The following is a 20,541-nucleotide window of genomic DNA, read 5'->3' on the forward strand; positions in this document are numbered from 1 at the left end:
TACATAATATGAGGTAGAATATATTTCTTCACCGCTCTTTGGATTCTCTAATGGAAAAACTAATGCCGTATATGGCAAAATTCGCGTTTGGTTTATCGATGGTAATGTTTGTCGTTGGTGGTGTTTTAGCATTAGTTGCACTGTATAACCACTTTTAACAACCCGCTAGATTACAATCGTAAGCCACCATCAATTTCAAGTACCCTGCCGGTGAAATAATCATTTTCAATAATGAATCTCACCGAATGGGCAATCTCTGTTGGATCACCAATACGCGCTAGCGGCACTTCCGCCAACATTCGCTCAATCGTGTCATCATTAATTTGTGCAGCCATTGGTGTATCAATAAGACCAGGAGCAATTGCAGCAACACGGATACCATATTGGCCTAACTCTCGAGCCCAACCTACAGCCATCGTTGTTACAGCCGCTTTCGAGGCTGCATAATTTGTTTGACCGATATTTCCTGCACGAGCGGCGCTTGATACATTGATAATAACGCCTTTGGTTTCATTCTCTATCATCCACTTAGCCGCTTCTCTGCCGCATAAGAATGTCCCCGTTACGTTAACATCCATCACTGTTTGAAACTGTTCTAATGACATTTTGCTGATGCCATTGTGATTTTTGTTAACTAACAAACCATCATCAAGGATGCCAGCATTATTAATTAATATATCAATATGCTCAAAGTCCTCAATGATATTTGAAAAGGCTTGTTCGACTTCAAATTCATTCGTCACATCCGCTTCATAAATACGTGCCAGACTATTTAGCATATGGCATTGATCTTGCGTTTGTCGTAACCCTGCCGTATTCACATCAATTAAAGCGAGCTGTGCTCCCATCTGTGCAAGCGTTACTGCCATCATCTGTCCTAGCCCTTGGCTTGCTCCTGTTATGACAACAACACTATTCTCAATGTCCACGTTAATTAGCTCCTAAAGCTGTTTTATAAATATATTCCAAAGACACTGATTAACATCAACACGCGAAAAAATGGATAAAGCACAATACCGTTTAATTATTCGTGTAATTAGAGCAAATCAGTCAATGGATTTTCTTGCTTGTGCCATAAAGGCGTAAATAAACTATCAACCAGATGTGTATCAACTTCTGAAATAGTCTTATATAGCCACTTTGGCTGGTTGTCTTTATCAATTAATCGTGCTCGAACACCTTCTTTGAATTCACCGACCAATCCACATCGAACAGAAAGTGATAGTTCCATTAATAAGCAATCAGCTAGACTTGCTTGGTGGTATTGGTGTATTTGCTGAAAACAAATATGAGCTGATAATGGACTGCCATCCATAAGCGTTTGTTTAGCATTTTCAAGCCAGCATCCTAACCCTGAAATAGCATTAATTTGTTCATAAACAATATCAAGCGTTGGTGCAACACAAGCAGCTTGAATTTGAGGGAAATATGGAATCATTTGACTCGGCGGACGCTGTCTCTCTGAGTCTGTTGCTATCTTAGTTAACATTTCAGTTATAACTGTAGCGACTTGGTTTTCGGCTGTATTTTGCCAAGGATAATGCTTTAATTGTTTAATCAGATGTTCACGATCACTATCAACAATAAGGTGATCGGCCATTGCAAGATCCAATGCGTCACTCGCATTTACATCTGCGCCAGTTAAACCTAAAAATAAACCAATTCCAGCTGGAAGCTGATTTAAAAACCACGTTGCACCAACATCAGGGTATAGACCAATTTTCATTTCTGGCATCGCAAGCAATGCTGATGGGGTAACAACTCGATGACTTGCTCCAATAAATAAACCAAGTCCACCACCCATAATTAATCCGTTCCCCCATGCAATGATAGGCTTAGGATAATTATGAATTAGATAATCACAGCTATACTCAACTGTAAAATAATCAATTAAAAAAGGCTTTGCTAAGTAGCTTTGTTCATTGTTAATACGCTTAATATAATCATCTGTTGTTGGGTTCGCTGTCTGACTAATAGCATTAACTGCTGGATCATTTTCCAATGCATAGTAAAGTGCACGAATATCGGCACCAGAACAAAATGCTTTTTCACCTACAGACTGGATAATCACACTAACAATGTTTTCATCATGCTTCCAATGCAGTAACTGCTGCTGAATCGTCCTTAACATTGTCAGTGTCAATGCATTTAATGATGACGCATTATCCAGCTCCAGTACACCAACCGCATGCCCACTGCTACATCGAATTTCAGATATATTTACTTTTCCAGTCATCCTTAAACCTCTTTGAATAATCCATCAACTTAGCAATAATGTGCTATTTATAGCCTCTATCTGGCTGATAGTTAAGAAATAGTGTTGAAAACAGAGTTTTCAGTTTTATCATTAATTATACAAATAACTCAACTATTAATAATTTTATTGTATTAAATAAAGCTATATCTCTATTGTTATACGTAATATCAACGAGTTAACAATACTAATACTAGACGCTCACAGAACAATATACGATAATAATTAGCCATCACGATCACGACGCATACGAATTGCCACTTCATGCTCAGCTGCAGCATCCCACAATAATTTTTCACGTATTCGCTGGCGTTCTAAATTTGCATTAATACCATCAACAGCATTTTGATCTATAGGACCTAAATAATGACTCGCAGCATCGGCAATAATAACTTGAAATTCTTCCATTGTAGGTAGGCGGCTATTTGACTCTTCGAAATCATCAAAAATATCATTCACTGTTCCTGATATCTCTCGTTTTACACTTTTAAACTCTGAGCTATCCATATCACCTCCTGAAAAACTACAATAATAATACTCAAAAACGATCAGCTAAAAACAATTGCCGCCTCTCATTTATTGTATTAACCTCTAAAAGTAAACAATAAATATAAAATGTTAAATATGTCAATAAACATAATAATCTACACTTTAATTATTCATCGTTAATTTCTTAATCAGTATAGTTGTCGTACATGATATAAAAATTAAAATTCCGCAACAAAAAGTAAGGACATGACATCACATTGAATACTTCAAAACACATCCCCTTCTTTTACACCTCTTTGTCATTGTGTCTTTTCTATACCACAGCTATTTACGCGGAACCTGTTACTCAAGAGCCAACAGTAAATGACACCGTAACGAACTCATTGCCACATGCTACGCCACTCAATGATACATCGCATAACATGAAGCAATGGATTGATAGTTCCCAGCGATCAATGAGTGACTCAGTACACAATATCGGTGAGTATCTCGATCAAAGTCTTACCAAAGATGAAGATGAAGAAAAGCTCACTAACCGCAGTTATCTTCGAATTCGTCATCGAGCAATCTACTCCCACCGCGGAAAGTTAGAAAACGACTTCAAAGTATACTTCAAGCTTGATCTACCGCACGTTAAACGCGATTGGAAACTGATCCTCGATTCAGAGCCAAGTGATTATGATAGTCTTGAAAGCAAACAACGGGGAATTGCATCTGGCAGTAAAACCAAAGCTGGCGATACTATAGGAGGATTCAGACTACAAGATGCACAATTTGGCAATTGGACATCTGATTTCGATATTGGTATTAAAATAAAATTACCACTTGATCCCTTTACAAAAGCTAGCCTCTCACGCGTTGATAATATTAGTCAAAATTGGACCACCCAATTCGACCAAGAGTTATTCTATTACCATTCCAAAGGACTTGGATCTCTTACTCAAATGAGTGGGTTTTACGCCCTGACCCCAGATCATAAAAATATATTCAGAACCACAACCAGTGCTCAATACTTGCAAGACGGTGATAAATGGGAACTTGTACAACAACTCAATATTTATCAACGCGCAACGGATAAAGATTTATTTGAATATTCAATTGGAATAAGTGCTGATACAAATGAGATAAAGGAAGTCACTAACTATTGGATTTCCACCGAGTGGAAACGTCGAATGTACAAGCACTGGCTTTATCTCGCAGCGAGACCACAACTTGAATTTCCACGCGATTACAATTATCGCGCTAACCTTGGCATTATGATTGAACTTGAAATGTTCTTTTCTAAAAACCGTAAGATTGATGAATTAGGGCGTTATATTCCTAAACCAGTAAAGCAGCGAACCATTGCTGACCACAACTAACGATAATAAAAACACCTTTAAGTCACCAAGCCTAAAATTACCGTAACTTAAAGGTGTAAGGTATTGTCTTTTTTATTATTTTTTCTGATGAGAAATAGGCATTGTATCATTGATGACTACCGGCCCTAAACCAATGACACAGCGTTTATAGCCTTGCTTCCAACCATCAATATATTTCATTTTTTCGACACCCTTCATATCATCCAGGATCATTTTTGATGGTTGCCATTGATTATTTAATGCATCTTTACAACCATCATCGTAGCCATGTTTAATAAATTGCTCACTAATAGTAAGAGGTTTAGCTGTTTGGATTGATGCTGCCTTTGCCGCAGGAGTTGTAGAAGGTGTTGATGTTAAAGCAGAAGTACTACAACCCGATAAAAGTGCAACCACACCGACCATCGCCCATGAATAACGCATATCTTTACCTTACCAAAATAGATTAAATCACTGTTATTAATCATACCCCAATATCGCCTATTGGAATATTAATACAATAAATTAACCGGCAAGTTAGATTACATACCTTTAAATAAGCTTTTTAAAGCTCGGCTCACTGGTAACTTTTCATTGCCAATATAAACGTGCATTTGACCAGTAAAGAGTTTACCCTCCGCGTAAATAAAGCCTTTCACATTAAACAAACGAGCACTAACATAGTTAGTCATGAAAATCAAAGATTTACTACCGTTAGAAATGAAGCTGAACAGTAGTCATCTCTACCCATGTTAGCAACTCAATGACGACATATTATGAGGAAATTCGGGGTGACGCAGAAAAAAGCGACCAATGGTAATATACCGAGATGAACGGTAATTAAAAAAAACAGCGAGTTAAATAAGAGATTATATGTGTATATCAAAGATGAGCCTAATGCATCCCCTTTGATATACCATAGCACTATTAAGTATGACTCATTCGGCCGACAATAATATTATTAATTACCATAACAACGAAGAGTAAAATGAATGTCACAAATACAATGGGTACACCATATTGTAGCGATAAAACACAAAGGTTATCTAAGCTAGATGAGATTAACCTACCAGAAGAAAACTCTGATAAAACAATAGCATTAATAACACTTAAGCCAGAGAATAGGCTCAACATACACAATGTTCTGTATGAATTTCTTTTAATAGTGAATAATTGATTACTACGACTTGCTTCAAATAATAATTTCTGCCCCAAAATGTATGACACAATAAGCAATAATGTACTATAAAAAAGAGAAAAACCAAAAATAGAAATCGGATAAAGTTCTTTACTTGAGCCTAACAAATAAACAAATTTTGCTGCTTCTAAAGCACTAAAAAAAACAACCGCCGATAAAGAATAAAATACTATCTGGCGAATAAGCTTATGAGTATTCATTTAAATAATCCATCCAAAAAAATAAATATAAAACATTTTGGCTTTAATTTCTTAAGTATTATTAAATTTATTCATAAGTATCATCCCAGAAACCCCCTCCCCCATAGAAATCACTCAATCTTACCTGATAGCTCCTTATATGAGTTAAAAGTATATGTAATTATATGAACACCAAGTACATAACAGCTCACACTAATGTAGTTACAACGTCACTTACTAGGGTAAGTAAAAAATTCCCATAAAAAGAAATCAGTGGTTGTAATGTAAATATTACAATCACTGATTACTTTAAAACAGCTATTATTTATATTTCAACAATATAGAACAAAGATAATAGAATTTCTCTTTATTCAAAATCCATCACAATACGACCTGTAACACTTCCTTTTTCAAGTTCCTCAAAAATCGTATTAATTTCTTCTAATTTTCTAACTTCAATGTTTGTTTTGACCTTACCTTGTGCCGCAAAATCAAGACATTCAGCTAAATCTCTACGAGTACCAACAATCGAACCGACTAATGTTATTCCATTAATGACTGTATCAAAAATAGGAACAGGCATATCCTCTGGCGGTAAACCAACTAATACTAATGTTCCACCTCTTCGAATCGATGCATACGCACTTTCAAAACCAGCTTTAGATACCGCTAAACAAATAGCAGCATGGACACCTGTACCTAATAATTCTTTGATTTTTATCTCAGGAGTCTCAATTTTAAAATCAATGAAATATTTAGCACCTAATGAAAGTGACAATTCTTTTTTATTTTCACCAGTATCAACCGCAATAACATTTAATCCCATCGCTACTGCATACTGTATTGCTAAATGACCAAGACCGCCAACACCGACAATAGCAACCCAATCACCTGGTTTTGTTTTACTCACTTTTAATGCTTTATAAGATGTAACACCTGCACAAAATAAAGGTGCAGCTTCAATAAAACCTAATTCATCTGGAATTTTTACAACATAACGAGCATCAGCTTTACAATAGTCAGCATAACCGCCATCAACATGATATCCAGTATAAAGACAATCAGGACAAAGCGTTTCCTTTCCTTCTAAGCAATAGTCACAATAGCCGCAAGCTGTATATAGAAATGGAACGCCAACCCGATCACCAATTTTTATATGCTCAACATTCTCGCCAACTTTAGTAACAATACCAACCCCTTCATGGCCGGGAATTAAAGGCATTTTGGGCTTAACCGGCCAATCACCGTTACAAGCATGAATATCCGTATGACATACACCACACGCTTTAATGTTAACCAATACATCATTAACACCAATTGAGGGAACAACAACATTTTCAATGACGAGTTTCTTTTTAAACTCATGAGCAACTGCCGCTTTCATATATAATATCCTTTTTTGAATGCGATAAAAAAATTAAGTTACAGACACGAATACATTAATATCCACTTTAAAGAAATTAAAACCAATGACAGAAATCAGTAATAAATATCAATTCCAATAAAAAAAACCAAACATTATAATTATTTTAATATTCGAATTTAATATAAAAACACTCTAGATATAAATAAATATTTCTTTATCCATTGATATTGAAATATTAATTTATTAAATTACTGAACTGCGCGATTGATTTGATGTAATGATATTCTACCCTATTTTAGAGAAGATCAATCACTTAAAAAGTAATTAACCATTACCAAATAAATAGGATATTGGTTGCATATTGATTACCAAAGTAACAAGACTGAAATGATCTTAAAACACATCAACTGAATGCGAATCATGGCCACTTTATGTAAGTAAATTATAAAGTTACACACATCGATAATTTTGACGGTAGATAAATGATTTTTACAAGATTGCGCAATTTTTCATTACACAATCAAGATCTTTAGCGGGATATAAAATATATGGATAATATTTAGGTATAATAGAGCCAAAAAGATCCACCAATAAAAGAGCATATATATACAATTGAGCCATAAGTATATTTACGAATAGACCTTAAATATAGCATTGCAACATATCGAACTTCATTTGCATCTTTACCTTTCGAATCAAGCATTTTTTCAGCTCTCTTTGACTGCTGTCTACAAAGAATCAACAAATAAAGGGCTGATATACAAGCTTGCCAAAAAACGAACTCTCCCATATCTAATTCATAAATAAGCCAAGACCAGAAAAGACCATACGGAATTAGTATCCATACAACTCCCCAAAATAACTCATCTATAGATACAATATGGAGTATATTAATTACAAAGAAAATTGAGACTATCATACAAAATAAAAATAAAATAATTATCACGTAAACTCCAACAAACTATTTATTCTATAATAAAGCTCACTTTTGTTTTACAACGCATTTCAATAAAGCATAAAAACACAAGAGATACCAATAAAGAATACACTAATATATATAACTCTACATGCATAATAAAACGGAAGGAATTGTGATATTGGTTCATTATATTATAAAACCGACTAATAAAGTCCGTTTAAAGAATTAATCAATCTTATTATTACTCGCTGGCCTCTCCTATTCATATTCTCCTTTACCTCGAACCTGTAAAGATAGTAACTCCCTCTATTACTCAGTTATTTACTAATGACAATTAACATCTTAACTAGTTAGCTACCAATAAACTCTTATTAACATCTCAACAAATGACAATAACGAACCTTTTATGCGTTATTTTAAGTACGTAAAACCTAATACCTAACTATAATTAGCAGTAGACTATTCACTGAGGTATTTATTGTTATGTATAATAAAACAGTAACATGTGCCATTAAAGGTGATATTCATCACAAGTTAATTTTTACCATTAATCCTACTGGATATTTAATCGTTGAAATTAAACATAAAAATTATAAAGCTAATTTCAATGATTTGTTTTTTTTTAACCATGAAAAAACAACAGATCTAGTTTGTATTGAGGATGGCACAATAATGCACCTATGTTGGAACCTATTGATATATAAAAATGATGCCACTAAACTTAACGTGGCAATTGATAATGCTATAGATGAGTATGAAGTAATAATGCGAGATCTATAACACACGTCAACATCAGATTCTGCAGATTAACTAAAAATACGAAAGCTCATATTTATCATCTAAAAACTAACAGAACATATAGATAATATGATGCTTTCATTCTTTGGCTGTAACTCCCACTACCAGCAAAAATCACCAGTGCCTACAACATATTCAACAACCAACTTTATTTACAGTACTTGCAAAACAACCACGACCATAGTAAACAGTACGCATATTGATATTAAATTTAATAAACAAAGGACTGTTTTTAATGAAAAGAAAAACAAAGCTCTCTCGGTACTACAGTGAACTTAAGCATATCGAACGGCAAAACCCAGATTCAACACTTTTAATCGCAGCCGTGATTGCTCGATTAAAAGAAATTAAAGAAGAACTAAAGCAGACAAAAGAACTCGCCTAAGAATCCTAAAGTGAAAACTAACGGCAGGAGTTAATCCTGCCTATGTTAGGATCACAAATGAATTATACTAATTCAGATAAATGTATAATCATTATGCGTACTCAATAAAATTAAGTGCGGTATAAAACCTTAATGATATGGTAACCAAATTTAGTTTTAATCGGACCAATCGGCTCTAGCACTTTACCGCTAAATACAGCCTTATCAAAAGCTGGCACCATCGCACCTTTTTTGAACTCGCCTAAATCGCCACCTTTTTTACCAGATGGACAAGTAGAATATTTTTTAGCAAGCGTCTGAAATTTAGCACCTTTTTTAAGTTGCCCAAGAATATCATCTGCTTGTTCTTTATGTTTTACTAAAATATGAAGTGCTGCTGCTGTTGAAGCCATGCTAATAAACCTATGATCGCTATACTATGAAGGTCTTGTTAATGTGTTAATTATCGCATTAGTTAGCATAAAATGCTAATAGTCACGTTATGTTATAACATTGAAAAAATGAAAAAATTTAAAGGCTTACAAATCAAATAATCTATCTATAATAGCTCTATTCACTTTCCATTCATGGCTACTTGGTTACAGTTATAAATATGAAAAAACATTGCAAATATTTATATCTTATTGGATTTATCAGCATCTTTAGTTGTCAGGTGTTTGCTACACCTAGTGCTGATATCGATGAACATCACGATAATGTCATGGATGCGGTAGCCCAAGGACTTATACAACCTTTTTCTGCGCTCCAACATAAAGTCCACCAGCAGTTATTAGCTCGTATTATTCGCGTTGAATTAGACAAAGATGATGATGAATGGATCTACGAATTAAAGCTTATTGATGCTAACAATAATATAATAAAAGTCGAGTATGAAGCCCGTACTCTTAAAATGATAGAAATAAAAGGACGCCATCTTGAAAGTGTCCTTAAGGTTCCAGAATGAAAATTTTAGTCGTTGAAGATGATATTACATTAGGTGAACAAATTGTCACCGGTTTAGAACAAAATGGGTGGGTTGCCGAGCACTCTGCCGATGGTATCGATGCACTATATCGTGCAACCTCTGAACCATGGGATGCGATTGTGCTTGATTTAGGCTTACCTAAACTTGATGGTATCACTGTCCTTAAAGGTATCCGTGAAGAAAACGTTAACTGCCCTGTTGTTATCCTCAGCGCGCGTAATGAGCTAACTCAACGTGTTGATGGTTTAAACGCCGGTGCTGATGATTACTTAACCAAACCTTTTCAAATGGTGGAATTAATTGCTCGTGTTCGCGCTCAATTACGCCGCGCTACAGGTAATGTTTCACCAGTTATCCAAGCTGGCGAGTTAAGTTTAGATACCCGCACCTCAAAGGTAACATGGCAAAATCAAGTGATTGATTTAACAGCTCTTGAATTTAAAGTCTTATCGTATTTAATGCACAATACTGACAAAGTAATCTCTCGTACTGAATTAGTTGAACATATTTACAAACAAGATTTCGATCGTGACTCTAATACTATCGAAGTATTTATTGGTCGTATTCGTCGAAAAATTGGTAATGACGTAATCAAGACTGTTCGTGGTCTTGGATATCGTATCAATGCTAACTAACCTATCGAAAAATCGCCAACCAAGTATCCGTAACCGACTGCTCATTGCAGCAGCAGTCTGGTTACTGGCGATTACATTATCAGCCGGCTATCTTGTCCCTACTTTTATCAAAACCTATCTAATTGAACAAGAAAAGTCACAGCTATACCTCTACATGGATCAAATTACTGCCCAAGTAGATATTGATAAACACGGCCAACTGTTTGTTGATGGTCGCCTATCAAATCCTCGCTTTAATTTTCCATACAGTGGATTATATTGGTCATTGAAGCTAAATAAACAAATATTAAGGTCACGTTCATTATGGGATACGACCATTAAAGGTAATGCTCAGAAAGGCTTTGAAGGCCCTAACAACCAATCATTAATTGTCGTAAAACGTAAATTTAGCTTGCCTGACAGTGATTATCCTATCGAGCTATCGGTTGCAGTCAATCAGGATAAGCTTCTAAAAACGCTACAAGAATTAACTCATGGACTGTGGGTTATTCTTACAATTATGGCGATTGGTATTTTAGTACTTACCACATTGCAAGTTAGTTGGTCATTATGGCCATTACGTAAACTGCGGAAAAACCTGATAGAAGTGCGTGAAGGTCATTCAACGGAGCTGACAGGTCTTTACCCTGTTGAAATTCAACCGGTAATTGATGACCTCAACGCTCTGTTATTTCATTATCAAGAATTATTATTACGCGCTAGAAACCACTCTGGTAATTTATCACATGCGTTAAAAACGCCGATTGCGATCCTGAATAATGAAGTATCGTTATTAGACCCAGCCACACAAGCTAAACTCGCGCCAGCACTGCAACAATTGCAGCAACATATTGATTATCACTTAGGCCGTGCGCGCATGGCGGGAGCAATGAATATTCTTGCTGCTAAAACAGCGCTATCATACCGTATTGATGCAATTTCTCTTGCCATGGATAAAGTCTATGCACATCGCGGTGTAGTATTGGTCAATGAGCTTGATAGCGATGTCGTAATTGCCGTTGAAAAAAGCGATTTAGATGAAATGATAGGTAACTTAATCGAAAACAGCTATAAGTGGGCCAATAGCTTAATTCGTGTTTATCAAGAGCCGATTATCGACGGCCATATTGTATTAGTGATTGAAGATGATGGACCTGGTATTGCACGAGAAAAGTGCAAACAGGTGCTAAAGCGAGGAGTACGGTTGGATGAAAACACACCAGGAACAGGGCTAGGCCTCAACATTGTCAACGAACTAGCGCATAGTTACCGTGGCGATTTAGTACTAACTCACAGTTCCCTTGGCGGTTTAAAAGCTATGCTTTATCTACCCATCCCACGAAATTGAGTATTAATATATAAAATAGTCAATAAAAGCCCTACAACATACAACTATTGTAGGGCTTAGTTCGGTTTAGCCATCATATTATTTCCCTAGAATCTACAACGCTCGCATTAGAATTTCGAAATCTTCTTGTGCAGACTCAATTAAGCACTCAAGTTCCTTAGCATCTTTGTTTGTAAGATCTAATTGCCAACATACTTGTTCTGCTTCACGACAAACTAATAATGTTTTCATCCCTGCTTTATTAAACCATAACTGTGAAAACTCTGCCTCACATGACGAATCATCTTCCATAATTGTCACTTCTAACTTTCCTGTAGGGATCACTCGTATACACGCATTACCCTGCTGATTACCACATAAAGTAAAGTTTCGCTGTTCCACTAGCATCACAGGCCTCTCCTTGTCTCTTATTAATGCAAATGTTGTGCATCCTGCCACATAACACTTCTAAGTGTAGATTCATAAATCCATGTTAGAGTACTTTTTGTGGTTGTTAATGAATTTATCATTTCGCATAGTTGACTATTTATGCTATCAATCATCATATAAAAGTAACAATTGCTATAGATTATTCAATTATTGCAGTAATATATTTAAAAAAACACAATAGGAAGATAAAAATAAATGATAGATTTTCGCTCAGATACGGTAACACGCCCATCAGAAAAAATGCGTCAATTAATGGCAACAGCCGCTGTTGGTGATGATGTTTATGGTGATGACACAACAGTTAATGATCTTGAGCAATGGGCTGCTGAACGCCATGGTTTTGAAGCTGCGATTTATTGTACTTCCGGTACCCAAGCCAATTTACTTGCTTTAATGGCACATTGCGAGCGTGGTGACGAGTACCTTTGTGGCCAACAAGCTCATAATTATAAATTCGAAGGCGGCGGTGCTGCAGTATTAGGTTCAATTCAACCTCAACCCTTAGAAAATGATGCTGATGGTAGTATCCCATTTGCAAAGTTAACAGCGGCAATTAAGCCACTAGACCCTCACTTTGCACGCACTAAATTACTTAGCCTTGAAAATACTATCAACGGTAAAGTACTGCCGCTAACATATATCAAACAAGCACGTGAATTTGTTAATCAGCATGGCTTACAAATGCACCTCGATGGCGCTCGTGTTTATAATGCAGCCGTCGCTATGAACGTTGATATTACTGAAATCGTAAAATATTTTGATTCATTTACGATTTGTTTATCAAAAGGATTGGGCGCACCCGTTGGCTCATTATTATTAGGGGATAAAACCTTAATCGCAAAGGCACGTCGATGGCGTAAAGTGCTCGGTGGTGGTATGCGTCAAGCGGGCATCATCGCAGCAGCTGGTAAACTGGCTCTGACTGAGAATATTGACCGACTTGCTGACGATCATCACAATGCCCGTTATTTAGCTGAGCAGTTGAACAATGTTAATGGCTTTAGTGTCAATCTTGATCATATTCAGACCAATATGGCGTTTGCTAAAGTAGATCAACATATCGATCAAACACAATTGATCGAAACATTGAAGCAACAAGGTATCTTAATTAGTGGTGGTAATCCAATGCGTTTCGTTACGCATCTTGATATTACAACTGATGATATTGATACTTTTATTACAGCACTAAAAAGTGCGCTATAACAGCTCATCTTTTCATTAAACAGACACTTAGCCCATAACCATTATCCTGTGAATATGGGCTTTAATTACAATATTTGATACACATCACAACCAAGCAAATAAAATCTGAAATCGCCATCCTTATAGCCACATTCAACTACGCTTAAAAACAGCACCATTATAAATAACAACGTCATATAAAATAGATGTGCGCATAATCAACAAGGATGACTATATGGACGAATTACAATTATGGTTAGCTTCAATTAAAGCATGGTATCTTGAAGATAACCCCAATAATATCGCCCCTCTCATCACGATTATTACAGCGACTCCGACGGATCTATTCACTACATCAGATCCTAATAAGGTAGTGAGTAATAACAACCTACGTAATGATCATCAGCATGAAGAAGCGCTTGCATATTGGCTCGATGGCTGTCAAAAAATCTGCCAGTATCACCGCCAACAACAACCACAACTTGCTTTTACTTATATCCAACTCCCCTATGCTAAATTACAAGCATTGGTATGCGATCCGCAGCAAAGCGCAGCCATTAAACGCTGGGGATTAAAAAAACTTGATAGTATCATTGTTACTTTACTGGAGTTTTGCCAAGGCCAGCAGCAGCAACACTGGCAACAGCAAAGTAATGACTTAATTGATTTACATGTGATCTTTATGGCTGCTCAGCAACATCTTAATCTTAAATACTAATCGGCAAATCTCTATGATGTTTGAGGTTTGCTCCAGACCGATTTGAAATCAAACCAGCCTAACAAGTTTGATTCCATATCTTGAAGTTGCACATTATCATTTACACCTAACCAATTATGAAATAACGGAATGGTTTGCCCTGTTTGCGATAAAGTTTGTCCAATAATATCGCTAGGAAATGCCATATTAGGTGTTGAACGCCACTCACTGATCACTTGTTGTAACTGTTTAAATTCATCAGTAGGCATAACTCGTTGAATATGATTAAAATTGTGCAACCACGCAAGAATAGCATCATCACGATTACTGCCAAGACTCATACCATTTAGCCAAATATCAATTTTTTCAGCCTGCTTGCCGAGAATAATATCTTCATAGCTTAATTCTATAATTTTTAATCGTATTCCATCCTTGGCTAAGATATTTTCAATCAAAGAGGCAATATAAGGATAAATAGGATGTTCATGCTGATAAGCCAGTGTAACAACCCTTTTATTTGGTATTGCAACAGTCTCTGTTAACTGCTGAATATGGATCCAACCTGGTAATAATCCGTAAGCATTAAATAACTTAAAATCACCCGTTTTAGTCAAATCCATCTCGCGCATTACATTTAAACTGTACAATCGCGATTGAAAATACGCTAACCACTCAGAATGTTGAGCTAGCCCTGAAATACGATTAAGCAATAAAAAAGTACAGCCTTGATCCATAGATAATCGAGATGATATCTGAGCATGGCTTTCTAATTTATCATCTAATGTCGGTTGTAGATAACACGCAGCAAAGTGATTTAACATCCACACTTCGACCACATCACTCAGCGCCCTAAAACCAAAATAATGCTCAAATGCTTCTAATTTAAACCGCTGCTTATCATTAGCAACCACTTTATAAGGCCCAGTGCCAATAGGAAACGTTTCGTAATCGGGTAATACTGCGTGATTAGCAGGTTGAATCATAGCACTCGTATTGGCTAATAAATCAGGAAAGCGATAATCATCTTGCGTTAAATAAAAATCAATAATATTGGTATGTGGAGAGCTAACATCATCAATATGGGCAAATAAAGACAGTTGCTTAACTTGCTTAAAAGTTTCAAAAATATCATGACTATCTAACAATCTACCATCGTGAAAACGAATAGCTGGCCGTAGATAAAATCGCCAATGACGGGGTGTTATCGCCTCCCACGAATGGGCGATATCACCAATAACGGTTTCTTCTTCCCCTTTTTCCTCATTTAGCTGAGTTAATCCACTGAAAATTTGTCGCACTAAATGTTGCTCTGAACGACGAAGAGGCTTCAATGGTGTGATATTTTCAAAGCTACGATAATAAGGTAAACGAACAATTTGCCGGCCTTGATGGTGAGAAATACCTAGCTGTTCTTGAATTAATTGCACCAGTTTTTCGGCATTATGATCTAAGGTGGCTAAGGCGGGTTCTAACTTACCTTCTGCCACTAACTTTCGAGCATGCTGAAGCTGTAACTCACTGTCAGTGTTATTAAAAATAAGTCGAGATTGTTTACCTCGACCAACTGCAGGTTGCCAATCAATCCAACCTTTAGTCACCATTTTATTGATCACCATCCGTACGTTACGGCGAGTACAAAATAGGACTTCAGCAATATCTTGCAAGTTGGTCTCAGTACTATCACCACCAAAATGATTGTAAAGACGCTGAAATTGAAGTTTTAGACGTTGACCACTCATAAAAGGGGAACCTTATTTATTTATTTATGCTCTTTTAACTTTTCTACTTTAACCTAGAATAGAACCTGTCAAAACAAAAACGTATATTTATAGAGTAGAAAAATGCATGTTTACTCTATCCCGTTAATGTATTGACAAGGTTAATGAACATTGTCTGCAATAGGTCCCCCCAACTTATTGCGACTCCTGAGTGATCATTAATAACACTGGCTGATGTAATACTCAATTACATCAGCCAGTTTTCCTCTTTGTTTGATTCTAAACAATGCGAGATAACGCAAACATTACCACTCAATTTGCTTAATGAGCTAAATACAGGTAGAAATATAATTATCTACTAACGAGAATTACAACCATCATGCCTGAATCTGTTTATCAACCTCACGATTTTTCCTCTTTAATTCACAGTCGCCGTTCGGTACGTAAATATGATGCCGAAGGTTCTTTTGATCATGATGCTGTAACACGCGCTCTTGAATTAGCCATCCTTTCACCGAACAGTTCCAACATGCAGTTGTGGCAATTTCATCGCATAATTACGGCTGAAAAACACCAGCAACTGGCTAAGTTATGTATGGGGCAAAATGCAGCCAAAACAGCACGCGAATTGATTGTTATCACTACCACGCCTTATAAGTGGAAACAACGTACGAAAATGAATGCCGCGCAAATTCGACAGGCATTTAAAGGTCGTGAAGATGCAACCTCAAAACGCGCGCTAAAATATTACGAAAAGCTGATCCCATTTTTATACCGCAATGATCGCTTTGGCTTATTAGGCTCTATTCGTAAAGTGATTGTGGCGTACTTAGGCCGTAACAAGCCGATGGTTCGTGAAGTCAGTAAAGCAGATTTGCGGGTGTGTTTACATAAAAGCACATCACTTGCTGCAATGACCTTTATGACAGCCATGCGTGCCGAAGGTTACGATACCTGCCCAATGGAAGGTTTTGACTCCAAACGTGTAAAACAACTTCTCAACTTAAACCCTAAAGATGAAATCACGATGATCATTGGTTGCGGTCCACGCGCTGAAGATGGCATTTATGGTAAACGTCATCGAGTTGATAACAATGAAGTAATAGTCACTCACTAACAGATCCTCTTACAATAGATGGCGGAAACTTGTTATTTATCCGCCAAACATTACGAGTGGCATTTAGCCATTTAACACTGCCAGCACTTCTTCTCTCACTCCCCTAGCCTTACTGAACATCAGACAAAGGTCACCCGTTAATTAATGGCATTAGATTAACAACAAAACAGCAACAAAAACACCACAAAAGACTAGGTATTCATGATATTTACATATATATTCATTACATATAAAAATACATTTTTCATATGGAAATGAATCTATTGAAAGGATATCAATATGGTACAGACTGATGCAAGCTCGCTTATTCCCATTCTTGTTACACTCACTTTATCTCTAATTACACGAAATGTGGTTATTGGTTTGTTTATGGGGGTGTTGAGTGGTGTCTTCATGTTAACAACCATCAATCCGATAGCTGCATTTGGAATCATGGTCAGTGACTACTTAGTCCCTCAACTCACTAATAGCTATAATGCTGGCGTAATTGTGCTACTGATATTTATTGGTGGTTTTGTTGCTCTAATGGAAAAATCAGGGGGTGGACACGCTTTTGCTAGTAAAGTCACTCACAAAATTAAGACCTCAAGCCGAGGGCAAATATCAGCATGGTTAGGCGGCATTGGTATTTTCTTTTCAGATCTTGGAACGCCTCTTATTGTTGGCCCTATTTTTCGCCCTCTTTTTGATAAATTAAAACTATCTCGACAAAAATTGGCTTTTATTATTGACTCAACCTCTTCACCGGTCGCTATTTTGATTCCGTTTATTGGCTGGGGTGTTTATATCATGAGTCTAATGCAAAAAGAGTTTAGTGCATTAGGCAGTGATATTTCGGATTGGGATGCTTTTATTCGTGCTATTCCCTATCAATTTTATGCCATTCTTGCCATTGCTATTGTCCCGTTCGTCGCGCTAAAAAAATTAGATTTTGGCCCAATGGCTCAAGCGGAGATTGATGCTCAACAAGGAAAAAGTCACGGCCACAGTAACGCAGAGTTAATCTCGTTTACTCATCAAAACGCCCAAGCGTCGTTTGTTTGGATGCCACTATTAGTGATGGCCTTTATTTTAATATTAATGTTAGCACCGCTGGGTTTTCCTTTTGAAAAAGTATCAGGATCTATTTTTAGAGCGGCTTTATCAAGTGCTTATTTTTTTGCTGCTATTACTCTCATTTTATTAATGGCTAGATATAAGGTACGGAAGTTAAACGATGGAATTAATGTATATTTAAAAGGGATGGGAAATATGGTGCAAGTTGCTATCATTCTTATTCTTGCATGGACATTAAGTACAGTAGGAAAACAATTAGGTGCTGCTGATTATATTGCCCAGCAAGCGCAAGCTGGATTCCCCTATTGGTTAGTGCCTGCCGTGGCTTTTTTATTATCAGCCATTATCTCTTTCGCCACGGGATCATCATGGGGAACATTTGCGATTATGATGCCATTAGTCATACCAACAGCTTTTGCGATTGATGCCCCATTATATGTCTGTATTGGTGCTGTATTATCGGGCGGTTTATTTGGCGATCATTGTTCACCAATATCTGAAACAACCATCCTTTCATCTACAGGAGCAGGATGCGATCAATTTGAACATTTTCGCACTCAGTTGCCTTATGCTGTTTTAAATGGTGCTATTGCATTCATTAGTTTTGTTATTGCTGGATTATATCAACATAATATTATCTTTCTTTTTGCGCTACTGCTTCAAGTTATAGTGTTAATACTGCTGTCACAAAACCAAAAAGGACGCACACTAAGCATAACAACTCAAACTGAATGACAGCGGTTAAAAGCTGACAACCATAATAATATAAGCCTGTATAACAACAGGCTTATATTACTCATCACATAGCTACTTTCCATATTTATGATCTCTTTTGTCATATTTTGATATAAATATTTCTACGTTTTAGGATGCATCTCATTACCACCAATATATATAATATTAATTATTTGTTCTAACCTAGATGAATATTTGTAAATTAAATGAGCTATAAAATATAACTATTGCATTTAATTTATAAAATTGAAATGTGATATTCAGAATCAGAGTAATGAAATAAGTAAATATAAGATACTCTTTCCATTATTAATGAAATTGTATTACAAAATAAAAATCCAGATATATCATAACTCCTGTAATAATTTATTATAATCAGGTTATTTATGTTTAAGAAAATCAAGTTTGTACCTATGGCTGTTGTTTTATCGCTATTACCTTTACCCACTTTGGTTCAAGCGACACCATTAAAAAATAACGAAAACACTCTTAATAATGTGCAGTCAAATATTATTAATATGTATTTAAAAGACAGTATAACTACCAATAATTTATACGACCAGATTAATAATGCAATAACAACATTAAATAAAGAAAGTGATAATACGAAACTTATTCTTCATTTACCTGGTGGCACTTATTACCTAGATAAGAATTCTCATGGACGTGCACTGGGGATTATACAGATAGGTAGCGCTATTAATGGTACACGTATTTTAAAAATACAAGGAAGTACCAATAAACGTAACCCAACTAAATTATACGCAAATGAGAGTGCTTATTGGTAATCATTTATATTTGGCAGTTACCCAAAAAACATTACATTTAGTTACCTTTCATTTTATAGAACCGAAAAAACCATGTCAGAAGGCATAATTACTAATGTTGCCAAAGGTTATATTGATATCAAATTATTAGATGGTTTCCCTGAGATTGGTCGAATATACAATCAAGGGATGACAAGTGGACGTTATCTACGGTTAATTTCAAACGATATAAATAATCCGACTATTTTAAGCGTTGATAAGGGGCAAGAGCCTTGGGGAATGGATAAACAAGATAACCCTCTTCCACCAGAAGCTTTGGATGCACCGCAGAATAGAAACTGGCGTATATACACAAAGAATACTCAAGCAGATTTAAGCAGAGTCGGTTATAAAATAGGACTATGGGTAGCTGTCAAATCAAAATCTTATAATTATGCTTATAATTTCCAAGGTTTTTCATCAAATATAACCTTCAACAATATTGGCTTTTTTGATAGCACTATGGGCCAAATGCATGGTGGCGCAAAAAATATAACATTAAATCACGTTAAATTTGGTCGTGGCGATCGAGTAAACGGTGTTGTTCCTGCTTTTGCATCAAGTGCTGGAGGGCCACAGTTTATGGGTTACACTGATAGCAGCCCATATACTAATATTCTGCTTGATTATGTTTGGCTTGAATATACTGGCGATGATAATTTTTCAGCTCAACATGCATCACAGGGAAGCAGCTTTAAATTAGATCACGTTACATCGAAAGGTGCTTTTGCTCGTTTATTACTTGCAACTTATGATGCATATGGCGTCTGCCTAACTGATAATGTTATTCTTGATAACCAGCCCGCTGTAGTACATGGTGCAATAAATCAGGATATTGAACACTTTGAATTTAAAAAACAATTTTCTGTCTGCCAATATTAGAACATTATTCATCATGAGTTAATCATATCTAATATAAAGGCTGAGTTGGTCATTTTCAGCCTTTA

23 protein-coding genes are annotated in these 20,541 nt (G+C 36.1%); 13 read left to right on the forward strand and 10 right to left on the reverse strand.

The annotated features are described in order from the left end of the window. Positions 1-50 precede the first annotated feature (50 nt). Positions 51-158 carry a hypothetical protein gene (locus tag PPBDW_RS16315; protein WP_036790378.1) on the forward strand — a complete coding sequence of 36 codons (108 nt, stop codon included), beginning with the start codon at positions 51-53 and terminating at the stop codon, positions 156-158. Between the two features lie 12 nt (positions 159-170). Here the strand turns inward: PPBDW_RS16315 and PPBDW_RS16320 are convergent, their stop codons facing one another. From PPBDW_RS16320 to PPBDW_RS16330, 3 genes are all read right to left on the reverse strand, one after another. Continuing rightward, the gene (locus PPBDW_RS16320) at positions 171-929 is read right to left on the reverse strand and encodes an SDR family oxidoreductase (protein WP_036790381.1); all 759 of its coding nucleotides are present in this window, start codon (positions 927-929) and stop codon (positions 171-173) included. A gap of 107 nt (positions 930-1,036) precedes the next feature. Beyond that, on the reverse strand, positions 1,037-2,236 hold the full coding sequence (locus tag PPBDW_RS16325) for an enoyl-CoA hydratase/isomerase family protein (RefSeq protein WP_036790384.1): 1,200 nt from the start codon (positions 2,234-2,236) through the stop codon (positions 1,037-1,039). A 243-nt stretch (positions 2,237-2,479) separates the two neighbouring features. Continuing rightward, positions 2,480-2,761 carry a hypothetical protein gene (locus tag PPBDW_RS16330; RefSeq protein ID WP_036790387.1) on the reverse strand — a complete coding sequence of 94 codons (282 nt, stop codon included), beginning with the start codon at positions 2,759-2,761 and terminating at the stop codon, positions 2,480-2,482. Between the two features lie 239 nt (positions 2,762-3,000). Between PPBDW_RS16330 and PPBDW_RS16335 the strand changes: the two genes are divergently transcribed. Further along, positions 3,001-4,104, forward strand: a complete 1,104-nt coding sequence (locus PPBDW_RS16335; protein WP_230850359.1) for a hypothetical protein — start codon at positions 3,001-3,003, stop codon at positions 4,102-4,104. A gap of 75 nt (positions 4,105-4,179) precedes the next feature. Here the strand turns inward: PPBDW_RS16335 and PPBDW_RS16340 are convergent, their stop codons facing one another. The 4 genes from PPBDW_RS16340 to PPBDW_RS16355 all read right to left on the reverse strand — a co-directional run bounded on the left by PPBDW_RS16340 (position 4,180) and on the right by PPBDW_RS16355 (position 7,772). Continuing rightward, positions 4,180-4,527 carry a hypothetical protein gene (locus PPBDW_RS16340; RefSeq protein ID WP_036790393.1) on the reverse strand — a complete coding sequence of 116 codons (348 nt, stop codon included), beginning with the start codon at positions 4,525-4,527 and terminating at the stop codon, positions 4,180-4,182. Between the two features lie 483 nt (positions 4,528-5,010). After that, the gene (locus PPBDW_RS16345) at positions 5,011-5,481 is read right to left on the reverse strand and encodes a hypothetical protein (protein WP_036790396.1); all 471 of its coding nucleotides are present in this window, start codon (positions 5,479-5,481) and stop codon (positions 5,011-5,013) included. A gap of 346 nt (positions 5,482-5,827) precedes the next feature. Next, the gene (gene adhP / locus PPBDW_RS16350) at positions 5,828-6,844 is read right to left on the reverse strand and encodes an alcohol dehydrogenase AdhP (protein WP_036790399.1); all 1,017 of its coding nucleotides are present in this window, start codon (positions 6,842-6,844) and stop codon (positions 5,828-5,830) included. A 541-nt stretch (positions 6,845-7,385) separates the two neighbouring features. Next, positions 7,386-7,772 (reverse strand): hypothetical protein, encoded by a 387-nt coding sequence (locus tag PPBDW_RS16355; RefSeq protein ID WP_146146252.1) that lies wholly within the window; start codon positions 7,770-7,772, stop codon positions 7,386-7,388. A 456-nt stretch (positions 7,773-8,228) separates the two neighbouring features. Between PPBDW_RS16355 and PPBDW_RS16360 the strand changes: the two genes are divergently transcribed. Further along, positions 8,229-8,525 (forward strand): hypothetical protein, encoded by a 297-nt coding sequence (locus tag PPBDW_RS16360; RefSeq protein WP_036790406.1) that lies wholly within the window; start codon positions 8,229-8,231, stop codon positions 8,523-8,525. Positions 8,526-8,778: 253 nt separating this feature from the next. Further along, positions 8,779-8,928: a hypothetical protein gene (locus tag PPBDW_RS16365; protein WP_155521650.1), complete on the forward strand. Its 150-nt coding sequence runs from the start codon at positions 8,779-8,781 to the stop codon at positions 8,926-8,928. 110 nt (positions 8,929-9,038) lie between these two features. On the opposite strand, the gene ppiC is transcribed toward PPBDW_RS16365, so the two are convergent. Next, positions 9,039-9,320 carry a peptidylprolyl isomerase PpiC gene (gene ppiC, locus PPBDW_RS16370; RefSeq protein ID WP_036790409.1) on the reverse strand — a complete coding sequence of 94 codons (282 nt, stop codon included), beginning with the start codon at positions 9,318-9,320 and terminating at the stop codon, positions 9,039-9,041. A 200-nt stretch (positions 9,321-9,520) separates the two neighbouring features. On the opposite strand from ppiC, the gene PPBDW_RS16375 reads away from it, so the two are divergent. From PPBDW_RS16375 to PPBDW_RS16385, 3 genes are read left to right on the forward strand one after another with little or no spacing between them, the layout of a single operon-like run. Beyond that, entirely contained in the window at positions 9,521-9,871 is a 351-nt protein-coding gene (locus tag PPBDW_RS16375; protein ID WP_036790412.1) for a PepSY domain-containing protein, read from the forward strand. Then, positions 9,868-10,527, forward strand: a complete 660-nt coding sequence (locus PPBDW_RS16380) for a response regulator transcription factor (RefSeq protein WP_036790415.1) — start codon at positions 9,868-9,870, stop codon at positions 10,525-10,527. Before PPBDW_RS16375 ends, PPBDW_RS16380 begins: the two co-directional genes overlap by 4 nt. Then, on the forward strand, positions 10,517-11,854 hold the full coding sequence (locus PPBDW_RS16385; protein WP_036790418.1) for an ATP-binding protein: 1,338 nt from the start codon (positions 10,517-10,519) through the stop codon (positions 11,852-11,854). The genes PPBDW_RS16380 and PPBDW_RS16385 overlap by 11 nt, the downstream gene beginning before the upstream one ends. Positions 11,855-11,947: 93 nt before the next feature. Here the strand turns inward: PPBDW_RS16385 and PPBDW_RS16390 are convergent, their stop codons facing one another. Next, complete coding sequence (locus PPBDW_RS16390) at positions 11,948-12,241, reverse strand: hypothetical protein (RefSeq protein WP_036790421.1); 294 nt, start codon at positions 12,239-12,241, stop codon at positions 11,948-11,950. A gap of 237 nt (positions 12,242-12,478) precedes the next feature. On the opposite strand from PPBDW_RS16390, the gene ltaE reads away from it, so the two are divergent. Together ltaE and PPBDW_RS16400 are read left to right on the forward strand one after the other, a co-directional pair. Further along, entirely contained in the window at positions 12,479-13,486 is a 1,008-nt protein-coding gene (gene ltaE, locus PPBDW_RS16395) for a low-specificity L-threonine aldolase (RefSeq protein WP_036790424.1), read from the forward strand. 214 nt (positions 13,487-13,700) lie between these two features. Continuing rightward, positions 13,701-14,183 (forward strand): hypothetical protein, encoded by a 483-nt coding sequence (locus PPBDW_RS16400; RefSeq protein ID WP_036790426.1) that lies wholly within the window; start codon positions 13,701-13,703, stop codon positions 14,181-14,183. An 11-nt stretch (positions 14,184-14,194) separates the two neighbouring features. Here PPBDW_RS16400 and PPBDW_RS16405 read toward each other — a convergent pair whose 3' ends face one another. Then, complete coding sequence (locus tag PPBDW_RS16405; protein ID WP_036790429.1) at positions 14,195-15,901, reverse strand: SgrR family transcriptional regulator; 1,707 nt, start codon at positions 15,899-15,901, stop codon at positions 14,195-14,197. Between the two features lie 358 nt (positions 15,902-16,259). On the opposite strand from PPBDW_RS16405, the gene PPBDW_RS16410 reads away from it, so the two are divergent. From PPBDW_RS16410 to PPBDW_RS16425, 4 genes are all read left to right on the forward strand, one after another. Further along, on the forward strand, positions 16,260-16,997 hold the full coding sequence (locus PPBDW_RS16410; RefSeq protein WP_036790431.1) for a nitroreductase family protein: 738 nt from the start codon (positions 16,260-16,262) through the stop codon (positions 16,995-16,997). A 279-nt stretch (positions 16,998-17,276) separates the two neighbouring features. Beyond that, complete coding sequence (locus PPBDW_RS16415) at positions 17,277-18,788, forward strand: Na+/H+ antiporter NhaC family protein (protein WP_036790434.1); 1,512 nt, start codon at positions 17,277-17,279, stop codon at positions 18,786-18,788. Positions 18,789-19,174: 386 nt separating this feature from the next. Further along, positions 19,175-19,576, forward strand: coding sequence for a hypothetical protein (locus tag PPBDW_RS16420; protein WP_036790437.1), 402 nt, complete (start codon positions 19,175-19,177; stop codon positions 19,574-19,576). 72 nt (positions 19,577-19,648) lie between these two features. Continuing rightward, positions 19,649-20,476 carry a hypothetical protein gene (locus PPBDW_RS16425; RefSeq protein ID WP_036790440.1) on the forward strand — a complete coding sequence of 276 codons (828 nt, stop codon included), beginning with the start codon at positions 19,649-19,651 and terminating at the stop codon, positions 20,474-20,476. Positions 20,477-20,541: the final 65 nt, after the last annotated feature.

The sequence above is a fragment of the Photobacterium kishitanii genome (assembly GCF_000613045.3).
Taxonomy (GTDB): Bacteria; Pseudomonadota; Gammaproteobacteria; order Enterobacterales; family Vibrionaceae; genus Photobacterium; species Photobacterium kishitanii.

Bases quoted from the DNA above. Each gene is read 5' to 3' on its own strand.
- PPBDW_RS16360 (WP_036790406.1), top strand. From the start codon at position 8,229: ATGTATAATAAAACAGTAACATGTGCCATTAAAGGTGATATTCATCAC.
- PPBDW_RS16375 (WP_036790412.1), top strand. From the start codon at position 9,521: ATGAAAAAACATTGCAAATATTTATATCTTATTGGATTTATCAGCATC.
- adhP (WP_036790399.1), bottom strand. From the start codon at position 6,844: ATGAAAGCGGCAGTTGCTCATGAGTTTAAAAAGAAACTCGTCATTGAA.
- PPBDW_RS16420 (WP_036790437.1), top strand. From the start codon at position 19,175: ATGTTTAAGAAAATCAAGTTTGTACCTATGGCTGTTGTTTTATCGCTA.
- PPBDW_RS16325 (WP_036790384.1), bottom strand. From the start codon at position 2,236: ATGACTGGAAAAGTAAATATATCTGAAATTCGATGTAGCAGTGGGCAT.
- PPBDW_RS16345 (WP_036790396.1), bottom strand. From the start codon at position 5,481: ATGAATACTCATAAGCTTATTCGCCAGATAGTATTTTATTCTTTATCG.
- PPBDW_RS16365 (WP_155521650.1), top strand. From the start codon at position 8,779: ATGAAAAGAAAAACAAAGCTCTCTCGGTACTACAGTGAACTTAAGCAT.
- PPBDW_RS16410 (WP_036790431.1), top strand. From the start codon at position 16,260: ATGCCTGAATCTGTTTATCAACCTCACGATTTTTCCTCTTTAATTCAC.
- PPBDW_RS16330 (WP_036790387.1), bottom strand. From the start codon at position 2,761: ATGGATAGCTCAGAGTTTAAAAGTGTAAAACGAGAGATATCAGGAACA.
- PPBDW_RS16315 (WP_036790378.1), top strand. From the start codon at position 51: ATGGAAAAACTAATGCCGTATATGGCAAAATTCGCGTTTGGTTTATCG.
- ltaE (WP_036790424.1), top strand. From the start codon at position 12,479: ATGATAGATTTTCGCTCAGATACGGTAACACGCCCATCAGAAAAAATG.
- PPBDW_RS16385 (WP_036790418.1), top strand. From the start codon at position 10,517: ATGCTAACTAACCTATCGAAAAATCGCCAACCAAGTATCCGTAACCGA.
- PPBDW_RS16405 (WP_036790429.1), bottom strand. From the start codon at position 15,901: ATGAGTGGTCAACGTCTAAAACTTCAATTTCAGCGTCTTTACAATCAT.
- PPBDW_RS16400 (WP_036790426.1), top strand. From the start codon at position 13,701: ATGGACGAATTACAATTATGGTTAGCTTCAATTAAAGCATGGTATCTT.
- PPBDW_RS16425 (WP_036790440.1), top strand. From the start codon at position 19,649: ATGTCAGAAGGCATAATTACTAATGTTGCCAAAGGTTATATTGATATC.
- PPBDW_RS16340 (WP_036790393.1), bottom strand. From the start codon at position 4,527: ATGCGTTATTCATGGGCGATGGTCGGTGTGGTTGCACTTTTATCGGGT.
- PPBDW_RS16415 (WP_036790434.1), top strand. From the start codon at position 17,277: ATGGTACAGACTGATGCAAGCTCGCTTATTCCCATTCTTGTTACACTC.
- PPBDW_RS16380 (WP_036790415.1), top strand. From the start codon at position 9,868: ATGAAAATTTTAGTCGTTGAAGATGATATTACATTAGGTGAACAAATT.
- PPBDW_RS16390 (WP_036790421.1), bottom strand. From the start codon at position 12,241: ATGCTAGTGGAACAGCGAAACTTTACTTTATGTGGTAATCAGCAGGGT.
- ppiC (WP_036790409.1), bottom strand. From the start codon at position 9,320: ATGGCTTCAACAGCAGCAGCACTTCATATTTTAGTAAAACATAAAGAA.